General features: G+C 66.4%; 17 protein-coding genes. 4 read left to right on the top strand and 13 right to left on the bottom strand.

Annotated features, from left to right (window positions below):
- Positions 1-108: 108 nt before the first annotated feature.
- The 3 genes from ABIC51_RS24160 to ABIC51_RS24150 form a co-directional block, all read right to left on the bottom strand.
- A complete protein-coding gene (locus ABIC51_RS24160; RefSeq protein WP_021158582.1) occupies positions 109-681 on the bottom strand; it encodes a flavodoxin family protein in 573 nt (190 codons plus the stop codon).
- 252 nt (positions 682-933) lie between these two features.
- Positions 934-1,554, bottom strand: coding sequence for a YbhB/YbcL family Raf kinase inhibitor-like protein (locus ABIC51_RS24155; RefSeq protein WP_027788596.1), 621 nt, complete (start codon positions 1,552-1,554; stop codon positions 934-936).
- A 238-nt stretch (positions 1,555-1,792) separates the two neighbouring features.
- Positions 1,793-2,479 carry an orotate phosphoribosyltransferase gene (locus tag ABIC51_RS24150; protein ID WP_011546659.1) on the bottom strand — a complete coding sequence of 229 codons (687 nt, stop codon included), beginning with the start codon at positions 2,477-2,479 and terminating at the stop codon, positions 1,793-1,795.
- Positions 2,480-2,937: 458 nt separating this feature from the next.
- Here ABIC51_RS24150 and ABIC51_RS24145 point away from each other — a divergent pair, with 458 nt between their 5' ends.
- Positions 2,938-5,208 (top strand): NADP-dependent malic enzyme, encoded by a 2,271-nt coding sequence (locus ABIC51_RS24145; RefSeq protein ID WP_146253969.1) that lies wholly within the window; start codon positions 2,938-2,940, stop codon positions 5,206-5,208.
- Between the two features lie 142 nt (positions 5,209-5,350).
- Here ABIC51_RS24145 and ABIC51_RS24140 read toward each other — a convergent pair whose 3' ends face one another.
- Complete coding sequence (locus tag ABIC51_RS24140) at positions 5,351-8,941, bottom strand: indolepyruvate ferredoxin oxidoreductase family protein (RefSeq protein ID WP_060197124.1); 3,591 nt, start codon at positions 8,939-8,941, stop codon at positions 5,351-5,353.
- 330 nt (positions 8,942-9,271) lie between these two features.
- Here ABIC51_RS24140 and ABIC51_RS24135 point away from each other — a divergent pair, with 330 nt between their 5' ends.
- On the top strand, positions 9,272-9,466 hold the full coding sequence (locus ABIC51_RS24135) for a hypothetical protein (RefSeq protein WP_027788593.1): 195 nt from the start codon (positions 9,272-9,274) through the stop codon (positions 9,464-9,466).
- A 133-nt stretch (positions 9,467-9,599) separates the two neighbouring features.
- Here ABIC51_RS24135 and hppD read toward each other — a convergent pair whose 3' ends face one another.
- A complete protein-coding gene (gene hppD, locus ABIC51_RS24130; RefSeq protein WP_060175012.1) occupies positions 9,600-10,697 on the bottom strand; it encodes a 4-hydroxyphenylpyruvate dioxygenase in 1,098 nt (365 codons plus the stop codon).
- A 212-nt stretch (positions 10,698-10,909) separates the two neighbouring features.
- Here hppD and ABIC51_RS24125 point away from each other — a divergent pair, with 212 nt between their 5' ends.
- On the top strand, positions 10,910-11,434 hold the full coding sequence (locus tag ABIC51_RS24125) for an Lrp/AsnC family transcriptional regulator (protein ID WP_059709484.1): 525 nt from the start codon (positions 10,910-10,912) through the stop codon (positions 11,432-11,434).
- Positions 11,435-11,492: 58 nt separating this feature from the next.
- On the opposite strand, the gene ABIC51_RS24120 is transcribed toward ABIC51_RS24125, so the two are convergent.
- The 8 genes from ABIC51_RS24120 to paaA all read right to left on the bottom strand — a co-directional run bounded on the left by ABIC51_RS24120 (position 11,493) and on the right by paaA (position 17,772).
- Positions 11,493-12,140: a GNAT family N-acetyltransferase gene (locus ABIC51_RS24120; protein WP_027788590.1), complete on the bottom strand. Its 648-nt coding sequence runs from the start codon at positions 12,138-12,140 to the stop codon at positions 11,493-11,495.
- A 244-nt stretch (positions 12,141-12,384) separates the two neighbouring features.
- Positions 12,385-12,990, bottom strand: coding sequence for a TetR/AcrR family transcriptional regulator (locus ABIC51_RS24115; protein WP_011350658.1), 606 nt, complete (start codon positions 12,988-12,990; stop codon positions 12,385-12,387).
- Positions 12,991-13,006: 16 nt separating this feature from the next.
- Positions 13,007-13,831, bottom strand: a complete 825-nt coding sequence (locus ABIC51_RS24110) for a DUF1835 domain-containing protein (RefSeq protein ID WP_027788589.1) — start codon at positions 13,829-13,831, stop codon at positions 13,007-13,009.
- 128 nt (positions 13,832-13,959) lie between these two features.
- Positions 13,960-15,048 (bottom strand): 1,2-phenylacetyl-CoA epoxidase subunit PaaE, encoded by a 1,089-nt coding sequence (gene paaE / locus ABIC51_RS24105; RefSeq protein WP_027788588.1) that lies wholly within the window; start codon positions 15,046-15,048, stop codon positions 13,960-13,962.
- A 5-nt stretch (positions 15,049-15,053) separates the two neighbouring features.
- A complete protein-coding gene (paaD, locus tag ABIC51_RS24100; protein ID WP_021158571.1) occupies positions 15,054-15,614 on the bottom strand; it encodes a 1,2-phenylacetyl-CoA epoxidase subunit PaaD in 561 nt (186 codons plus the stop codon).
- 23 nt (positions 15,615-15,637) lie between these two features.
- A complete protein-coding gene (gene paaC / locus ABIC51_RS24095; protein ID WP_175900164.1) occupies positions 15,638-16,441 on the bottom strand; it encodes a 1,2-phenylacetyl-CoA epoxidase subunit PaaC in 804 nt (267 codons plus the stop codon).
- A gap of 10 nt (positions 16,442-16,451) precedes the next feature.
- Positions 16,452-16,736 carry a 1,2-phenylacetyl-CoA epoxidase subunit PaaB gene (gene paaB, locus ABIC51_RS24090; protein WP_027788585.1) on the bottom strand — a complete coding sequence of 95 codons (285 nt, stop codon included), beginning with the start codon at positions 16,734-16,736 and terminating at the stop codon, positions 16,452-16,454.
- 37 nt (positions 16,737-16,773) lie between these two features.
- On the bottom strand, positions 16,774-17,772 hold the full coding sequence (gene paaA / locus ABIC51_RS24085; RefSeq protein WP_027788584.1) for a 1,2-phenylacetyl-CoA epoxidase subunit PaaA: 999 nt from the start codon (positions 17,770-17,772) through the stop codon (positions 16,774-16,776).
- Between the two features lie 198 nt (positions 17,773-17,970).
- On the opposite strand from paaA, the gene ABIC51_RS24080 reads away from it, so the two are divergent.
- Complete coding sequence (locus tag ABIC51_RS24080; RefSeq protein WP_175900161.1) at positions 17,971-19,242, top strand: SGNH/GDSL hydrolase family protein; 1,272 nt, start codon at positions 17,971-17,973, stop codon at positions 19,240-19,242.
- Positions 19,243-19,657 lie beyond the last annotated feature (415 nt).

The following is a 19,657-nucleotide window of genomic DNA, read 5'->3' as shown; positions in this document are numbered from 1 at the left end:
TTTAAGACGTCATCCGGCGGGCCTGCATCGCGCGGGTCGAAAAAAAAGACGGCCGGCGGGCCGTCTTGTGTCCCTTTGACGCACACCGGCGCGCTCGCCGGCGCGTGCTCAGCCGCGGCCGGCGACCCAGCGGGCCGTCGCTTCGGCGACCCGCCGGCCGAATGCCTTCCCGGTTTCGAGGTCGCCCGGCAGCGGGCCTTCGTCGGGCGTCGCATCGGCCGGCGACTGCGCGAGCAGGCCCGTCGAGCCGCCCAGGTAGTTGATGTCGTTGCGCGTGGCCGCCTTCGAGTTGGCCGGCATCAGGCTCGTGCCGACCCACACCATCCCATGCTGCATCGACAGCGTGACGAAGTATTGAATCGTCGAGAACTTGTCGCCGTTCATGGTCGCGGAGTTCGTGAAGCCCGCGGCGATCTTGTCCTTCCATTTCTGCGTGAACCACGCTTTCGACGTTGCATCGGCGAATTGCTTGAACTGCGCCGACGGGCCGCCCATGTAGGTCGGTGCCCCGAAGACGATCGCGTCGGCCGCGTCGAGCGCGGCCCAGCCCGCGTCGTCGACGTCGCCGACCGCGAGCAGGCGCACGGTCGCGCCGGCGTCCTGCGCGCCCGCGTGAACGGCCTCGGCCAGTTTCTGCGTGTGACCGTAGCCGCTGTGATAGACGATGACGATGTTCGACATGAGGCGTTCTCCGGAAAGGAACGGGAACGGCGGCCGTTGCGGCACGCCGGGTCACGCGTCGCCGGCCGGCGACGCGACGGATGCGCGGCGTGGCGCCGCGACCGGTGACGACGAGTCTAGCAAGCCGAAATGACGCGAAAACACGCGGGCGCGGAATACGCCCGGAGTACGCCAGTGCGCGGCGGCAGGCAATCGCGGCGGCGCGCGGCAGGGGGCGATGCCCGCCGCCGGGTGCCCGTCACCCGTCACCCGTTATTGCCCGTAGTTGACCGTGAGTTGCGCGGTGCCGATCGCCAGCGTGCCGATCTCGTGCTCGAACATCGGCGCGGGGCGCCCCTGCGCGACGCGCAGGTCGTCACCCTTCAGCGCGTAGACGGTGACCACGTAGCGGTGCGGCTTGCCGGGCGGCGGGCACGGGCCGCCGTAACCGTCGATTCCGAAGTCGTTGCGCGCTTCGCTTGCACCGATGCGCCGCAGGAAGCCGGATGCGCTCGCGTCGGCGGGCAGGCTCGTGACTGTCGCGGGAATGCCCGCCACGGCCCAGTGCCACCAGCCGTGCCCCGGCGCGTCGGGATCGAAGATCGTGACCGCGTAGCCGCGCGTGCCGGGCGGCGGGTTGTGCCAGGCGAGCTGCGGCGAGTGGTTGCCACCCTTGCAGTCGCCGCGGTCGAACACGTTCGCGGCACGGACGCGCCCGCCCGGCGTGAGGTCGTCGCTCGTCACGGTGAACGCGCCTTCTGCATGCGCGGGCACGGCGGCGAACGCGGCGGCATAAAGGAGGACGAGGTGGGCGAAGAGAGCGAGGAGGGCGGCAAGGAACGGCGACGGGCGACCCGATGGCGCAGGCGGAGTGATCCGGCGATCCACACGCATATGGCGCTTCTCCCGTCACGTGGGCCGGATCGATGCTTCCGGCGTTGTTGGCGTTGTGCGTTGCCCGCGCAGCTGATGGCGACGATGGATCAAGTCTAGCATTAGGGTTCGATGAGCGATGCACGCCGCGACCCATGGTCGCGATCGTTTGCTGCGCGAATCGGCGGACAAAAAAACCGCCCGCGATGAAGCGGGCGGCTTGTTCAGCCAGGACGCCGGCCTGCGGGCCGGCGCGGCGTCATTCCTTCGGGGCCGTCGCGCCGCCGTGCGCCGCCGACCACTCGGCCGGTGCGTGCAGGAATTTCTCGACTTCGTCGAGCGTCTTCGTCTCGAAGTAGCCCGAAGCCTTCGCGACGCGCAGCACGTCCCACCACGTGGCGAGCGCGTGCAGGTCGACGTCGATGTCCTTCAGGACCGACACGCTTTCCTTGAAGATGTCGTAGTGGAACAGCACGAAGCAGTGGTTTACGGTCGCGCCCGCGGTGCGCAGCGCGTTGACGAAGTTGATCTTGCTGCGGCTGTCGGTCGTCAGGTCTTCCACGAGCAGCACGCGCGAGCCTTCTTCCAGATGGCCTTCGATCTGCGCGTTGCGGCCGAAACCCTTCGGCTTCTTGCGCACGTACTGCATCGGCACCATCATCCGGTCCGCGATCCATGCCGCGAACGGGATGCCGGCCGTCTCGCCGCCCGCCACCGCGTCGATCTGCTCGAAGCCGATGTCGCGCGTGATCGTCGTTTCTGCCATTTCCATCAGCGCGCGGCGCACGCGCGGATACGAAATCAGCTTGCGGCAGTCGATATAGACGGGGCTTGCCCAGCCGGACGTGAAGATGAACGGTTTTTCTGCGTTGAAGTGCACTGCCTGCACTTCGAGCAGGATTTTGGCGGTCGTATCCGAGATCGACTGACGATCGTAGCCTGTCATGGGCATTCCTTGGGTGATGAGCGAAGAGCGGGCGCGGGCCCGGTGGCGCAGCAAGGGGAACCTGCCCTGGGGGCCGGGGCGCGATCGGAGGGCCAATCGCATCGCTGCGCGCGTAGCCGGCTATTTTACCCGATTCAGGCCGGTTTTCGGCGGAATTCACGCGGGTTCGCCGCTCGGCTCACCACCGGCGAAACAAACGGGGCGGGACCGCTCGCGCTGATGCGGAGGATGCGGCGCTGCACCAACGGAGGTCATTTAGGGGGTGTACACTAGGCGACCCTTAGAAATCGTTCAGTACTTTGTACTTTCCTCTTGCCATCCGCCAAGGTTCGATGGCGTGCCGACCCGGCGCGCTGCGTGCCGTCTCGCAGTCGACCATCCCCTCGATTCAAGCAGACGCGGCCCAAGGTGCTGTGTACTGAACCGTCAATATTTCGCATGTCTCTCGCAGGTCAATCATGGACGAACAACTGAAGCAGGCGGCACTCGCCTATCACCAGAATCCGAAACCCGGCAAGATTTCGGTCACCCCGACCAAGCCGCTGTCGAACCAGCTCGACCTGTCGCTCGCGTATTCGCCGGGCGTCGCCGCTGCGTGCGAAGCGATCCACGCCGATCCGCTCGATGCGCAGAAGTACACGTCGCGCGGCAACCTCGTCGGCGTCATCACGAACGGTACGGCCGTGCTGGGCCTCGGCAACATCGGCCCGCTGGCCGCGAAGCCGGTGATGGAAGGCAAGGGCTGCCTCTTCAAGAAATTCGCGGGCATCGACGTGTTCGACATCGAACTGTCGGAATCCGACCCCGACAAGCTCGTCGAGGCGATCGCGATGCTCGAGCCGACGCTCGGCGGCATCAACCTCGAGGACATCAAGGCGCCGGAATGCTTCTACATCGAGCAGAAGCTGCGCGAGCGCATGAAGATCCCTGTATTCCACGACGATCAGCACGGCACCGCGATCATCGCGTCGGCCGCGATCCTGAACGGCCTGAAGGTCGTCGGCAAGAAGCTCGCCGAAGTGAAGCTCGTGTGCTCGGGCGCGGGCGCCGCGGCGATCGCGTGTCTGGACCTGCTGGTCAATCTCGGCCTGACGAAGTCGAACATCCTCGTCGCCGATTCGAAGGGCGTGATCTACGAAGGGCGCGGCAATCTCGATCCGTCGAAGCAGCGCTATGCGGCGACCACCGACGCACGCACGCTCGCCGACGCGATCGTCGGCGCGGACGTGTTCCTCGGCTGCTCGAGCGCGGGCGTGCTGAAGCAGGACATGGTCAAGACGATGGGCGACAAGCCGCTGATCCTGGCGCTCGCGAACCCGGAACCGGAAATCCGCCCGGAAGACGCGAAGGCCGTGCGCCCGGACGCGATCGTCGCGACCGGCCGTTCGGACTACCCGAACCAGGTCAACAACGTGCTGTGCTTCCCGTTCATCTTCCGCGGTGCGCTCGACGTCGGCGCGACGACGATCACGGAAGAAATGAAGCTCGCGTGCGTGCGCGCGATCGCCGAACTGGCGGAAGAAACCGACCAGAGCGAGGAAGTCGCGAAGGCGTATGAAGGCCACTCGCTCGAATTCGGGCCGGACTACCTGATTCCGAAGCCGTTCGATCCGCGCCTGATCATCAAGATCGCGCCGGCCGTCGCGCAAGCCGCGATGGATTCGGGCGTCGCCACGCGTCCGATCCAGGACATGGACGCCTACCGCGAGCAGCTCGGCGCGACCGTCTACCGCACTGGCATGGTGATGCGCCCAGTGTTCGCGACCGCGAAGCAGAAGCAGGCGCGCATCGTGTTCGCCGAAGGTGAAGACGAGCGCGTGCTGCGCGCCGCGCAGTTCGTGCTGCAGGAAAAGATCGCGAAGCCGATCATCATCGGCCGTCCGTCGGTCGTCGACATGCGCCTGCAGAAGATCGGCTCGAAGCTCAAGGCCGGCACCGATTTCGAAATCGTCGATCCGGAAGACGATGCGCGCTACCACCGCTACTGGCAGGCGTATCAGGAGATCGGCGCGCGCGACGGCGTGACGCCGGAAGTCGCGAAGGCCGCGATGCGCAAGTTCAACACGCTGATCGGCACGATGCTCGTGCACCTGGGCGATGCGGACGGGATGATCTGCGGGATGATCGACACGTTCCACAGCCACCTGAAGTTCATCGAGCAGGTGCTGGGCCGCGCGAAGGGCGCCGAGCACTTCGCCGCGATGAACCTGCTGATGCTGCCGGGCCGCAACCTGTTCGTGTGCGACACGTACGTGAACGAGCTGCCGAGCGCCGAACAGCTCGCCGACATGACGATCCAGGCCGCGGCCGAGATCGAGCGCTTCGGCATCACGCCGAAGGCCGCGCTGCTGTCGAACTCGAACTTCGGCAGCGCGCCGTCGGCGTCGTCGCGCCGGATGGGCGAGGCCCGCAAGCTGATCGTCGAACGTGCGCCGAACCTGGAAGTCGACGGCGAAATGCACGGCGACGCGGCGCTGTCGGAAATGATCCGCAAGCAGGCGTTCCCCGGCACGACGCTGTCGGGCGAAGCGAACCTGCTGATCATGCCGAACGTCGAAGCGGCGAACATCGCGTACAACCTGCTGAAGATGGTCGGCGGCGAAGGCGTGACGGTCGGTCCGTTCCTGCTCGGCGCGGCGAAGCCGGTCCACATCCTGACGCCGGCTGCGACCGTGCGCCGGATCATCAACATGACGGCCGTTGCCGCCGCGAACGTGAACACGAAGTAAGTCCACGCCCGCGTGTGCCGCGCTTCAGGCGCGGCGCAAGGAAAAACGCCACGGAACCTGCGTTCCGTGGCGTTTTTTTATTGCGAATCGCCGGCCGGGGCGGGCGTTCGAACCGCGAATGCCCGCGCCCGTCGGCCGGCCGTCACGCGACCTGCTGGTGCGACTGGCCGCCTGCCGGCGCCCGCCACTTCGCGAGCAGCGTGCTCCACTTCTGGCGTACCGCGCGCAGGTTGTTCTCCTTCACGTGGCCGTAGCCGCGAATGCCGTCCGGCAGCGCCGCGAGCTCGAGGGCGAGCGGGCGGTTGGCCGCGTTCAGCCTGGCCAGCACTTCGTCGATCAGCGCTTCGTACTCGCCGATCAGCGCGCGCTCGGAGCGGCGTTCCTCGGTGCGGCCGAACGGGTCGAGCCCCGTGCCGCGCAGGAACTTCGCCTTCGCGAGCCAGCGGAAGGCCGTCATCATCCACGGGCCGTACGCTTTCTTCACCAGGTGGCCGTGTGCGTCCGTCTTCGCGAACAGCGGCGGCGCGAGGTGGAATTTCAGCTTCCAGTCGCCTTCGAACTGCGCGGACAGGCGCGCGAGGAACGCGGGATCGGACTGCAGCCGCGCGACCTCGTATTCGTCCTTGTACGCCATCAGCTTGAACAGGTTGCGGGCGACTGCTTCAGTCAGCTGCTCCTGCACCGTGTCGCCATCCGCCAGTGCACGCTCGGCGGCGCGCACCTTGTCGACGAACGCCGCGTAGCGCGCCGCATACGCGGCGTTCTGGTACGCGGTGAGGAATTCCACGCGCTTCGCGATCAGTGCGTCGACCGCCTTCTTCGTGTGCAGCGCGATCACCGTGGCGCCTTGCGCGGGGCGCGCGTCGCCGGCCGCGGCCTGCTTCACGCTCGCCAGGTCGTACGCGGCGCGACGGCCCCAGTCGAATGCCGCACGGTTCTTCTCGACCGATACCGCATTCAGCTCGATCGCGCGGACGAGCGACACGAGCGTGAGCGGCAGCCAGCCTTTCTGCCATGCGTAGCCGAGCACGAACGGGTTCGTGTAGATCGCGTCGCCGAGCAGCGCGACCGCGAAGCGGTTCGCGTCGATGAAGTCGACCGCTTCGCCGGCCGCCGCGCGGATGTCGTTCTCGGCGGACAGGCCCGGGAACGCCCAGTTCGGGTTCTTGATGAACTCGGCGGTCGGCGTCTGCGCGCTGTTGACGACCACGCGCGTCGCGTCGTGCCGCATCCGCGACGTGCACTCGTCGCCGGCCGTGACGATCGCGTCGCAGCCGATCACGAGGTCGGCTTCGCCCATCGCGATCCGCGTCGCGTGGATGTCGGTCGGCGCGTGCGAGATCTGCACGTGGCTCATCACGGCGCCGCCCTTCTGCGCGAGGCCGGTGACGTCGAGCACGGTCACGCCCTTGTTTTCCAGGTGCGCGGCCATCCCGAGCAGCGCGCCGATCGTGACGACGCCCGTGCCGCCGACGCCCGTGACGAGCACGCCGTATGCGCGGTCGATGTCCGGCAGCGTCGGTTCGGGAATGGGCGGCAGTGCGTTGCCGTCGACCGACACGGCTTTCGGCTTCTTCAACTGGCCGCCCTCGACCGTGACGAAGCTCGGGCAGAAGCCCTTCACGCACGAGAAATCCTTGTTGCAGCTCGACTGGTTGATCTGGCGCTTCGTGCCGAATTCGGTTTCCAGCGGCTCGACCGACAGGCAGTTCGACTGCACCGAGCAGTCGCCGCAGCCTTCGCACACCGCGTCGTTGATCACGACGCGCTTCGCCGGATCCGGATACGTGCCGCGCTTGCGGCGGCGGCGCTTCTCGGTCGCGCAGGTCTGGTCGTAGATCAGGATCGTCGTGCCTTCGATCTCGCGCAGCTCGCGCTGCACGTCGTCGAGCTGGTCGCGATGATGGATCGGCACGCCCGGCGCGAGCAGCGCCTTCTGGCTGTCGTACTTCTCCGGCTCGTCGGTGACGATCACGATCTTCTTCGCGCCTTCCGACGCGAGCTGGTGCGTGATCTGCGGCACCGTCAGCACGCCGTCGACCGGCTGGCCGCCCGTCATCGCGACGGCGTCGTTGTAGAGGATCTTGTAGGTGATGTTCGCTTTCGACGAGATCGCCGCGCGCACCGCCAGCAGGCCCGAGTGGAAATAGGTGCCGTCGCCGAGGTTCGCGAATACGTGCTTCTCGTCCGTGAACGGCGCCTGGCCGATCCACGGCACGCCTTCGCCGCCCATCTGGCTGAAGGTGCTCGTGTTGCGGTCCATCCACACGGTCATGTAGTGGCAGCCGATGCCGGCGATCGCACGCGAGCCTTCCGGCACGTTGGTCGACGTGTTGTGCGGGCAGCCCGAGCAGAACCACGGCTTGCGCTCGGTCTGCACGTGCGGCTTCGCGAGCGCCATTTCCTTCGCGTTGATCACCGCGAGCCGCGCGGCGATGCGCGCGCGCACGTCGGACGGCAGCTCGAACTTCTCGAGGCGCGTCGCGATCGCCTTCGCGATGATCGCGGGCGACAGCTCGTAGTGCGCGGGCAGCAGCCAGTTGCCCATCGGCACCGACCATTCGCCGCCGGCGCCGTCCTTTTCGTCGAACTTGCCGAACACGCGCGGCCGCTGGCCGTCGGGCCAGTTGTACAGCTCTTCCTTGATCGCGTATTCGAGGATCTGGCGCTTTTCCTCGACGACGAGGATTTCGTCGAGGCCGCGCGCGAACGCCTGGGCGCCCTGCGCTTCGAGCGGCCACACGCAGCCGACCTTGTAGAGCCGGATGCCGATCCGCGCGCAGGTTTCGTCGTCGAGGCCGAGGTCGGTCAGCGCCTGGCGCACGTCGAGGTAGGCCTTGCCGCCGGTCATGATCCCGAAGCGCGCGTTCGGCGAATCGATTTCGATGCGGTCGAGCTTGTTCGCGCGCACATAGGCGAGCGCCGCGTACCACTTGTAGTCGAGCAGCCGCGCTTCCTGCACGAGCGGCGGGTCGGGCCAGCGGATGTTCAGGCCGCCTTCCGGCAGGATGAAGTCGGTCGGCAGCACGATCTCGGTGCGATGCGGGTCGATGTCGACCGATGCCGACGATTCGACCACGTCCGTCACGCACTTGAGCGCGACCCACAGGCCCGAGTAGCGGCTCATCGCCCAGCCGTGCAGGCCGAAATCGAGATATTCCTGCACGTTGGACGGGAACAGCACGGGCAGCCCGCAGGCCTTGAAGATGTGTTCGGACTGGTGCGCGAGCGTCGACGATTTCGCCGCGTGGTCGTCTCCGGCGAGCACCAGCACGCCGCCGTGCTGCGACGAGCCGGCCGAGTTCGCGTGCTTGAAGACGTCGCCGGTGCGGTCGACGCCCGGGCCCTTGCCGTACCACATGCCGAACACGCCGTCGTGCTTCGCGCCGGGGTAAAGGTTCACCTGCTGCGAGCCCCACACGGCGGTGGCGGCGAGATCTTCGTTGAGGCCGGGCTGGAAGACGATCTGGTGGGCCGCCAGGTGCTGCTTGGCTTTCCAGAGCGACAGATCGAGGCCGCCGAGCGGCGAGCCGCGGTAGCCGGAGATGAAGCCGGCCGTATTGAGACCGGCGGCGCGGTCGCGTTCCTGCTGGAGCATCGGCAGGCGCACGAGGGCCTGGATGCCGCTCATGTACGCGCGACCGCGCTCAAGTGTGTATTTGTCGTCAAGCGTGACGGACTTCAGCGCGGCTTCTAGCGACGCGCGTTGGTCTGCGTCTAGCGGGGCATTCATTAACTGTCTCCTCCACCCGGTCTGGGATCACCAAAACTTCGGTTGCGTCGGCATCTTTTGGATGCGTCGGCAGTGGCCGGCATGTTCGCCGGTTTTAAGCGATGGTAGCACTGGGGCAAACCCGCCGCCCATCGGTTGCAATGCGGGGAGAACCGCGGCGGCGCACCGTAAAAGAGGGGCTGAATCATGCGTTACATCATGTAAAAGCATGTAAGGCCGCGTTCATCTGCGCGCAAATGCCGTTAATCTTGTCGGCCTGCCGGAGGTGCCCGGTCGCGTCGGTCTGTTTCGACGCATCGGGGAGGCGCCGGCAGTTTTACAGGAGGTGCAATGAACACACGTCATATCCAGAGTTTCCTGATCGTGTCCGCCGCGTTTTTCTCGATGACCGGCCCGGTGCACGCGCGAGGCGCGAGCGCACTGGCGGCAGCCGGCGCGCAGATGCAGCAGATCGCGCCGGCCCAGGACGCCGTCGCGCAGCCGTCGGCCGAGCGTGCCGTCGCGTCGAAGGCGAACGCGCGTTGATCCGTTCGCGCGGCCGGCGGGCCGCGCCGGAATGCAAAAAGGGCGGGAATCCTCGGATTCCCGCCCTTTTTCTTTGTGCCGCCGGATCGGGCGGGTTGCCGGGTTGCCCCGGGGCAGCCGCCCGCCGGATGCGTCAGGCCTTGTCCTGCACGACGCCGCGACGGATCTGGTCGAGCTCGATCGATTCGAACAGCGCCTTGAAGTTGCCTTCGCCGAAGCCCTGGTTGCCCTTGCGCTGGATGATCTCGAAGAAGATCGGTCCGATCTGGTTCTCGGTGAAAATCTGCAGCAGCAGATCGTCGCGCGCGCCGTCGATCAGGATCTTGCGCTTTTTCAGTTCGTCCAGCGATTCGCCGTGGTTCGGCACGCGGCGGTCGACCAGTTCGTAATACGTGTCGATCGTGTCGAGCAGCTTCACTTCCTTGCTGCGCAGGCCGTCGACCGCCCGGTAGATGTCGCTGGCGCCGAGCGCGATGTGCTGGATGCCTTCGCCGTGGTATGCGTCGAGGTATTCCTGGATCTGGCCGGCCGTATCCGAGCCTTCCTCGTTGATCGGGATGCGGATCTTGCCGCACGGCGACGTCATCGCCTTCGACTTCACGCCCGTCACCTTGCCTTCGATGTCGAAGTAGCGCACTTCGCGGAAGTTGAACAGGCGCTCGTAGAACTCGGCCCATTCCTGCATGCGGCCGCGATGCACGTTGTGCGTCAGGTGGTCGATATAGGTGAGGCCGTGGCCGACCGGGTTCGGGTTCGCGCCGGCGATCGGCTCGAAGTCGACGTCGTAGATGCTGATGTCGCCGATTGCGCCCGGCTGCGCGCCGTTCTTGCCGCGCCAGCGGTCGACGAAGTAGATCAGCGAATCGCCGATGCCCTTGATCGCCGGGATGTTCAGCTCCATCGGGCCCGTCTTGTTGTCGAAGCCCCATGCGCCGAGTTCGAGCGCGCGCTTGTACGCCTTCGCGGCGTCCTGCACGCGGAACGCGATCGCGCAGATCGACGGGCCGTGCAGGCGCGCGAAGCGTTGTGCGAACGAATCGGGTTCGGCGTTGATGATGAAGTTGATGTCGCCCTGGCGGTACAGCGTCACGTCCTTGTGGCGGTGGCGCGCGATCGCGGTGAAACCCATCCGTTCGAACAGCTGTCCGAGCGCTTTCGGGTCCGGCGCCGTGTATTCGATGAATTCGAAGCCGTCGGTTCCGACGGGGTTGTCCCAGTTCGGGATCTGCATGGCGTGTCTCCTGTGGGGGCGATCGGCCGCGGCGACGTGCGCCTGTCCGGCCTGGTTCGATGTCGAACGTGGCACACGCGGCGGCGTGCGCGACGAATCGGTACGTGCGACAGAGTGTAGCGGGCAGTCGCGAGCGTAAACTTGCGAACTTGATCGCCCGGACCTACGATGGCGCAATTTCCAGTCTTGAAATAATCATTGGAGGGCAGAAGATGGCGCGCGCCGAATTGGATGCCATCGACCGGCGGATTCTCGCGATTCTTCAGGAGAACGGGCGCCTGTCGAACCAGGAGATCGCCGAGCGCGTGAACCTGTCGCCGAGCCCGTGCCTGCGGCGGATCAGGCGGCTCGAGGAGATCGGCGTGATCACCGGTTATGTCGCGCTGCTGAATCCGCAGAAGCTCGGGCTCGACCTGCTCGCGTACGTGAGCGTGCGGCTCGAGAAACGCGGCGGCCTGGCGCCGGTACGGGTCGACGAAACGTCGGCGCGCGCGGGCGCGACCCATGCGGAGCTGTTTCGCGCGGCCGTGCAGACCTGGCCGGAAGTGGTCGCGTGCCACGCGATGACGGGGGACATGGATTACCTGCTGCGCGTGCAGGTCGAGGACATGGCGCATTTCTCCCGCTTCGTGCAGGAGCATTTGCTGCATCACCCGTCGGTGATCGACGTGAAGACGAGCTTTTCGCTCGAATGCTTCAAGGAGACGACGGCGTTGCCGATTCGGTCGGTGCGCTAGTTGCGCGGCGGGGAGGGAGGGGCCGGGCGCGCGGAAGGCGCGGCCCGGCTGGCTGACGTTACGCCGTCAGGGCGGCGGGCATCAGCGATTCGATGAACTTCGTGGTGCGGCGCGCCTGGCGCTTCATCGCGTAGTCGAACACCGCGGCCTGCTCCTGCAGCATCTCGGCGATGATCGTCGAGTGGTCGGCCGGCGGCAGCGACAGGTACGCATCGGCTTCGCCGTACGCATACTCGATCCGCATCCCGGATTTCTTCGCGATGTGCATCATCGTCGCGTTACGCGACAGGCAGTGCATGTACAGCGTCGTCACGTGCGTGTTGCGGCTGCGGATCGCCGCGCGTTCGAACAGCTTCGAGCCGACACCGCGGCCGCGTGCGCTTTCGAGCACCGACACGCCGAATTCGGCCGTGCGCTTGTCGCCCTCGGCCGGCAGGTAGGCCAGGTGGCCGACGCCGATCAGTTCGAGGTCGTGGTCGAACACGCCGAACACGGTGTCGCGACCGAAGTCGATCGTGCGGACATAGTTCTCGAGCACGTGGTCGGGCACCATCTGGCCGAAGCGCAGCAGGCGGTCCTCTTCGTCGAGCGAGAGAAAGTGGGTGAGCATCTGCTCACGGTCTTTGGAAGCCAGTTCCCTGACGAGAACCGGCGCAGTACCGGCGGTGCCGACGACATCGGCAGAGCCGTTGAATCGCGTGTTCATCGTGGGTTCCTCAATGTGTGACCGTACAGCGGGTTGTGCAATGCAGCAGCATTTTACCCGACCGTCAGCCCTCGGATTGGGGAAAACCCGTATTTAACGATGTTTGAGCTGGAGGATGAATTCTAAATCCGCTTAGTTAATCTGCTATCTATTTGATTTTAAATGGATTTAAAATTCATCATATGAAACGCGCGGCGGGCGGTCGCAGTGTGCCCGTCGCGCAACGCTTGCTGCTGCGCGGCAATCAGGCGGCCGTCGACAGCCCGCGTTCGATCAGGTCGATCACCTGCTCGGCGAAGTCGCGGTAGCCGAGGCGGCCGCCGGGCTTCAGCCACGTGAACGTCCAGTTGATCATCCCGAACACCATCATCGTCACGGAAGTCTGGTTTTCCTTCGAGATGCGGTCCGGGTACGCGCGCGCCAGCTGTCGCGTGAATGCCGCGACGATGTCGCGCTGGCGGTCGAGCACGATTTCACGCTGCGCGTCCTCGAGATACTTCACGTCGTTGAGCAGCGCGACGTGGCGGCTGTGCGATGTCTCGTATTCGGCGAGGAACGCGCGCACGAGCTCCGCGAACGCGTCGCGCTCGCTGAGGCCGCGCCGCTGGCTCGCCCCTTCGACCTCGGCGATGATCAGCATCAGCCGTTTCGTGTAGCGGTCGAGCAGGTCGAACAGGATCGCTTCCTTGCTCTCGTAATAGTGATAGAGGCGTGCTTTCGACGTGCCGCTCGCGGTCGCGAGATCGGACATCGACGTGCTCGGATAGCTCGTCTGCGCGAATTTGTCGGCGGCCAGATCGAGGATCTGCTCGCGCTGGGATTCGTGGTCGGGCGCTCGGGTACGGGCCATGGTCGAATGCGGAAGATTAGCGGTGCGTGGCGGCCGCGCGGGCCGCGCGCACCTGCGTGGAAGAGAGGGCGTCGGGCGTGTCGTCCTGCAGCTCGAGCCGGCCGGCCGCCGCGAGTTCGCGGCAGCGCCACCAGGCGATCGAGTCGCTGACGAACAGCCCGCCGCGATCGGCGTCGGCCATGATGCTGCCGACGAGGCGCCGCGCGGGCAGCCAGTCGGTTTCCGCGCGCGCGAGGATCAGCGCGTCGAGTTCTTCATAGTGGCCGCTCTTGATCGTGTTGCTGACCCAGTAGCGCAGTTCGGCGTTCTGGTGCTTCGCCTCCTGCCATTCGAGCGCGAGGCGGCCGATGCGCAGCACCGAGATCGGCGCGGCCACCGGACGCTTGCGCGCCAGTTCGGCGGGCGAGAACATGCCGGTCGCGCATGCCTGGTCGGTGCGCGACAGCGACGCGCGCTGCGCCGGATCGAGGTCGGCGGCCGACAGCCGCACTTCGTTCAGGCGTTGCGGGACATTGCGCAGGTGATAGGCGACGCGCCGCAGCAGCAGCTTGTCGCCGACGCTCGGCGCATGCCACACCACCACCTGGCCCGTCTCCGTCGCCAGCTGGTCGAGGCGTGCGAATTCGGCTTCGATCTCTGCGTTCCAGTCGGGAATCTGGTCGCCGAGCACGCGCTGCCAGAAGGCTGCGCGCGTGTCGGGCGTCTCGTCGGCGCCCTTGAGCGGTCCGACGCCGAGATCGTCGAGCAATCCGACCACATGCTCGTCGCGCCCGGCTTGCGCGAGTGCCTCGTGCAGCGACGCGGCGGCGGTGCCGCCCTGAATCACATGAATGGTACTCATCGGCCTGTCGTCAACAAAAGAAAACCGCCGGCCGGGCGGACGTTGCGATGTCCAGCCGGCCGGCGGCCCCTAGTGTAAGCGAGATGTGTGACGGCGAGAAACCGTCCGGCGCCGCGACGCGACGTCGCTCAACGCTCGTCGAAGCTCACGACGACCTTGTCGCTGACCGGGTGGCACTGGCACGTGAGCACGAAGCCGTCCTTCACTTCATGCTCCTCGAGCGTGTAGTTCTTCTCCATCCGCACTTCGCCCTCGAGCACCTTCGCGCGGCACGTGCAGCACACGCCGCCCTTGCACGCGTAGGGCAGCGCGAGGCCCGCCCGCAGGCCGATATCGAGCAGGCTCACGCCTTCGTACGGCAGCCGCAGCTTGCGCTTCTTGCCGTCGAGCACGATTTCGAGGTCGGCGGCCGGCGTCTGGTCGGTGATTTCGACGACCGGCGCACCGGCTTGCGGCAGCGGCGTGCCGAAGCGCTCGACGTGCACCTTCGCCTGCGGCACGCCGGCTGCCTTCAGCGCGGCTTCCGCCGCGTCCATCATCGGCGCCGGGCCGCAGATGAACGCTTCGTCGATCGCGTCGGCCGGCGTCAGCGTGCCGAGGAATTCCGCGCATTTCGCCTGGTCGAGCACGCCGTTGAACAGTTCGACGTCCTGCTGGTCGTCCGACAGCACGTGATAGAGGACGAAGCGGTTCATGTAGCGGTTCTTCAAGTCCTCAAGCTCCTCCGCGAACATGATCGCGTCGACGCTGCGGTTGCCGTAGATCAGCGTGAACGTGCTGCGGGGCTCCAGTTCGAGCGTCGTCTTCACGATCGCGAGCACCGGCGTGATCCCGGAGCCGCCGGAGAACGCGACGTACTGCTTGCCGTGGTCGGCGTTCAGGTGCGTGAAGAAACGGCCGTCCGGCGTCATCACGTCGATCGTGTGGCCGGGCTTCAGCGTATCGAAGGCGAAGTTCGAGAAGCGGCCGCCGCGTACGCGCTTGATGCCGATGCGCAGTTCGCCGTCACGGTCGTAGTCCGTCGTGCCGACGCAGATCGAATACGAGCGGCGCGTTTCCTCGCCGTCGATGTGGGTCTTCAGCGTGACGAACTGGCCCTGCGTGAAGCGGTACGCGTCGCGCAGCTCGGGCGGCACGTCGAAGGAGACGGTCACGGCGTCGGCGGTCTCGGGCCGCACGTCGCGGATACGCAGCGGATGAAATTGCGGGGTCGCCATATCGATTAGTAGGGTTTGAAGTAGTCGAAGGGTTCGCGGCAGTCGACGCAGCGATACAGCGCCTTGCAGGCCGTGGACGCGAATTGCGCGAGACGCTCGGTGCGTGCCGAGCCGCAGCGCGGGCACGCGGGCGCCGCGACAGGCCGCGGCACGAAGCGCACGACGTTTTCGCGCGGCGCGGCGGTGCCGCATTGGCCGACCGGCGGCGCGATGCCGTACGCACGCAGCTTGTCGCGCGCTTCCTGTGTGATCCAGTCGGTCGTCCACGCGGGCGCGAGCACCGTCTCGATCCGGTGCGGCGGCAGGTCGGCGGCCTGCAGCGCGGCGGCGATGTCTTCGGCGATCTGCGACATGGCCGGGCAGCCCGAGTAGGTCGGCGTGATCACGACCTCGAGCTGGCCGTCGTCCGCGCGGCGGACGTCGCGCAGGATGCCGAGCTCGCGGATCGACACGACCGGGATCTCGGGATCGGGCACGGCTTCGAGCACGTCCCATGCGCGGGCGAGCAGCGGATCGTCGCGGCGCGCGGCAGGCACGGCGTTGGCGGGGGCGGTCTGGACGGACATCGTCGGGCTCCGTGGTGTCGGGGTTACCAGGTCGCGCCGGGGTGCTGGCGTGCGAGGCTTTGCAGTTCGGCGAGCAGGTAGCCCATGTGTTCCGAATGCTCGCCCTGCTTGCCGGTCGTCACGTGCTGCACGGGGGCCGGCAGCGTGAGCGTCGCCTCCGCGAGCGCGTCGTCCACGTCCGCGCGCCACGCCGCTTCGAGCGTGGCCGGTGCCGGGGCGATGCCTTCGGCCGCGACTGCGTCGTCGATCGCATCGGCGGCGAAGAATTCGCGCGTATACGGCGTCAGGTAGTCGAGCGCGTCCTGCGCGCGACGGTGCGATTCGTAGGTGCCGTCGCCGAGGCGCACGAGCCACTCGCGTGCGTGCTGCACGTGATAGCGGGTTTCCTTCACCGATTTCGCGGCGATCGCGGCGAGCTGCGTGTCGGTCGACGTTTCCAGCGCGCTCCACACGTGCAGCATCAGCGCCGAGTACAGGAAGTTGCGCACGATCGTCACCGCGTAGTCCTTGTCGGCGTGCGCGGTGCCGGCGAGCGGGCCGTAATGCGGCAGTTCGGCGAGCGTGAAGTTCGCGAACTCGCGCTCGGTGCGGAAGTACGCGTAGTCGTCCTCGGTCTTCGTCGCGCCGGTGAGCTGGCGCTCGAGTTCGGCCGCATGCGTATACAGCATGCGTGCCTGGCCGATGAGGTCGAGGCTCATGTTGGTGAGCGCGATGTCTTCCTCGAGGATCGGGCCATGGCCGCACCATTCGGCATTGCGCTGACCGAGGATCAGCGTGTTGTCCGCGAGTCGCAGCACGTAGGAGAGGTGTTCGGGCGTGATCGTCATGGCGCGGGCGTTACATGTGGTTGACTTCGTCGGGCAGCGTGTAGAACGTCGGGTGACGGTAGATCTTGTCGCCCGCCGGTTCGAACAGCTCGGCCTTCTCGCTCGGATCCGACGCGGTAATCGCCGACGACGGCACCACCCAGATGCTCACGCCTTCCTGGCGGCGCGTGTAGACGTCGCGCGCCATGCGCAGCGCCATCGACGCGTCGGCGGCATGCAGGCTGCCGCAATGCTTGTGGTCGAGCCCCTGCTTGCTGCGCACGAACACTTCCCAGATCGGCCATTCCTTGTTCATCACTTTCTCCTGAATCCTGAATTCGATGGTGTGCCGCTCAGGCGGCGTGCTGTTCGGCGCGCGCGCGGCGCTTTGCTTCGTGGGCGAGGGCGGCTTCGCGCACCCATGCGCCGTCCTCGTGCGCTTTCACGCGGGTCGCGAGGCGTTCCTTGTTGCACGGGCCGTCGCCGTTGACCACGCGCCAGAATTCGTCCCAGTCGATCGTGCCGTAGTCGTGGTGGCCACGTGCTTCGTTCCACTTCAGGTCGGGATCGGGCAGCGTCACGCCGAGCACCTTCGCCTGGTCGACCGTCGCGTCGACGAATTTTTGCCGGAGGTCGTCGTTCGTGATCCGCTTGATGCCCCATTTCGCGGACTGGTTGCTGTGGACCGAATCGGCATCGCTCGGGCCGAACATCATCAGCACCGGCCACCACCAGCGGTTCACGGCCTGCTGGACCATCGCGCGTTGCGCGTCGCTGCCCTTCATCATCGACAGCAGTGCGTCGAAGCCCTGGCGCTGGTGGAACGATTCTTCCTTGCACACGCGGATCATCGCGCGCGCGTACGGGCCGTACGTGCAGCGGCACAGCGGGATCTGGTTCATGATCGCGGCGCCGTCGACCAGCCAGCCGATCACGCCGACGTCGGCCCAGGTCGGCGTTGGGTAGTTGAAGATGCTCGAGTATTTCGCCTTGCCGGCATGCAGCGCGTCGATCAGCGAATCGCGCGATACGCCGAGCGTTTCGGCCGCGCTATAAAGATAGAGGCCGTGGCCGGCTTCGTCCTGGACCTTCGCGAGCAGGATCGCCTTGCGCTTCAGGCTCGGCGCGCGGGAGATCCAGTTGCCTTCCGGCAGCATGCCGACGACTTCCGAGTGCGCGTGCTGCGAGATCTGGCGGACCAGCGTCTTGCGATAGGCGTCGGGCATCCAGTCCTGCGGTTCGATCTTGCCGTCGGCGGCCATGACCGCATCGAACCGCGCCTGCTCGGGCGACTCGGCTGCGGCGTCGAGCGGCGCGACGTTGCCGGGGATGTCGAGGGATTGCGTGTACATGGCGAGGCTCTCGTCCGGTTGAATGTGTGCGAAGTATAAACCAACCGACCGGTCGGTTAATAAATTTCTTGCGGATTTGCGGAAAGACTCGGGTAAACGAGGGACATCGGGGCGCGATGGTGCTGCGTGATGGCGGCCGGCACGCGGGAGCCGCGCCTTCTGCGGCACAATGCCCGCTTTCCGACGAGGATTTTGCCGATGTCATTCCGAAGCAGTATCGCCGCGGCCGTGCTGGGTGCGGCCGCTTTTGTATCGCCGCTCGTGGCGTCGGCTTCGGCCGCGCCGGCGGGATGGGTTGCCGCGTGGGCGACCGCGTTGCAGCCGATTCCCGACCTTGCCGCACCGCCGCCGCTTTATCGCGCGCCCGACGTCGCCGGTCGCACCGTGCGCCAGATCGTCTATCCGACAGTGTCGGGGCGCGCCGCACGGATCCGCGTCAGCAATGCATACGGTCGTTCCCCCCTCGTCGTCGAGGCGGCGAGCGTCGCGCGCGCTGGCGAAGGCGCGGCGCTGTCCGGCGATGCGGCCGCGCCGGTCCGGTTCGGCGGCAAGGTGTCGGTGACGCTTGCGCCGGGCCAGGAACTCGAAAGCGATCCGGTGGGGATCGACGTCAGGGCCGGGCAGCCGTATGCGATCAGCCTCCAGATGGGGCCGAACCAGCGGATGACGGTCTGGCACCGCGTGTCGAACCAGTTCAATTATGTGTCGGTGCCGGGCGAGCACGTGAGTGATCCGGGGGCTGCCGCGTTCCGCACCCGCTTTACCCAATTTGCATGGGTGACCGAGCTCGCGGTCGAGACCGGTTCCGCGCGCGCAAGCGTAGCCGCGATCGGCGATTCGATCACCGACGGGCTGCGCTCGAGCGTGAACCGGAACCGCCGCTGGCCGGACGCACTGACGCGTCGGCTGGCCGCCTCGGGCGCGGAATCGATCGGCGTCGCGAATCTCGGGATCAGCGGAAACCGGCTGCTCAGCGATTCGGCTTGCTATGGCACGTCGCTGGCGTCGCGGTTCGAGCGCGATGCGCTGTCGCGCGCGGGCGTAAAGGCGGCGATCGTGCTGATCGGGATCAACGACATCAACTTTGCGGCGATGCCGCCGCGCGCGGGGCTCGATTGCGACCACCCGCATACGCAAGTCACGGCTGCATCGCTGATTGACGGCTACCGCCGACTGATCGACGCGGCGCACCGTCAGGGCGTGAAGGTCTTCGGCGCGACGCTGACGCCGGCCGGGCTGCCGGCGGGGCGCGAGGCGATCCGGCTCGAGGTGAACCGGTGGATCCGGAGCGGTGGCGGGTTCGACGGCGTAGTGGACTTCGACGCGGTGCTGCGCGATCCGGCGCGCCCGAGCGTGCTGCAGCGTCGATTCGATAGTGGCGACGGTATTCATCCGAGCGACGCTGGATACACGGCGATGGCCGACGCGGTGCCGATTGAGCAACTGCAGACCGCGGTGGGCGGCAAGTAATGAGCGTCTATATATAGAGGGAAGTGTCGCCGGCCCCCTTGTGGTCGATGGCCACCGGCGGCCCGCCGAGCCCCAGCCCCCGTGCGCGTCAGCGCACGGGGGCTTTTTCAAAATATTTTCACAAAGGGCTTGCGTGGATGAGGGCGGGTGCTTAGAATCACGCCTCTTTCGCGCTAACGGAAACGCGGCGCGGGAGAGGGAAGCAAAGCTGGTGGTGTGCTGCAGTGTCGGGCGCGCGGCTGGCCTGGAAGTTGAGCCCCGCAGTCGCAACGATGTAGTGTAAAAAGTTGTTGACGAGCTGCGAAACACGGTTCATAATTTCGCTTCTCTGCTGCTGAAAACGCAGCGCTGCCGGGAAACACGAAGTTCCTCGCAGATTGCTCTTTAAAAATTAACAGCCGATAAGTGTGGGCGC

This window comes from Burkholderia sp. 572 (assembly GCF_040545135.1).
Lineage (GTDB): Bacteria > Pseudomonadota > Gammaproteobacteria > Burkholderiales > Burkholderiaceae > Burkholderia > Burkholderia cepacia.
This window is presented reverse-complemented; position numbering and strand designations above follow the sequence as displayed.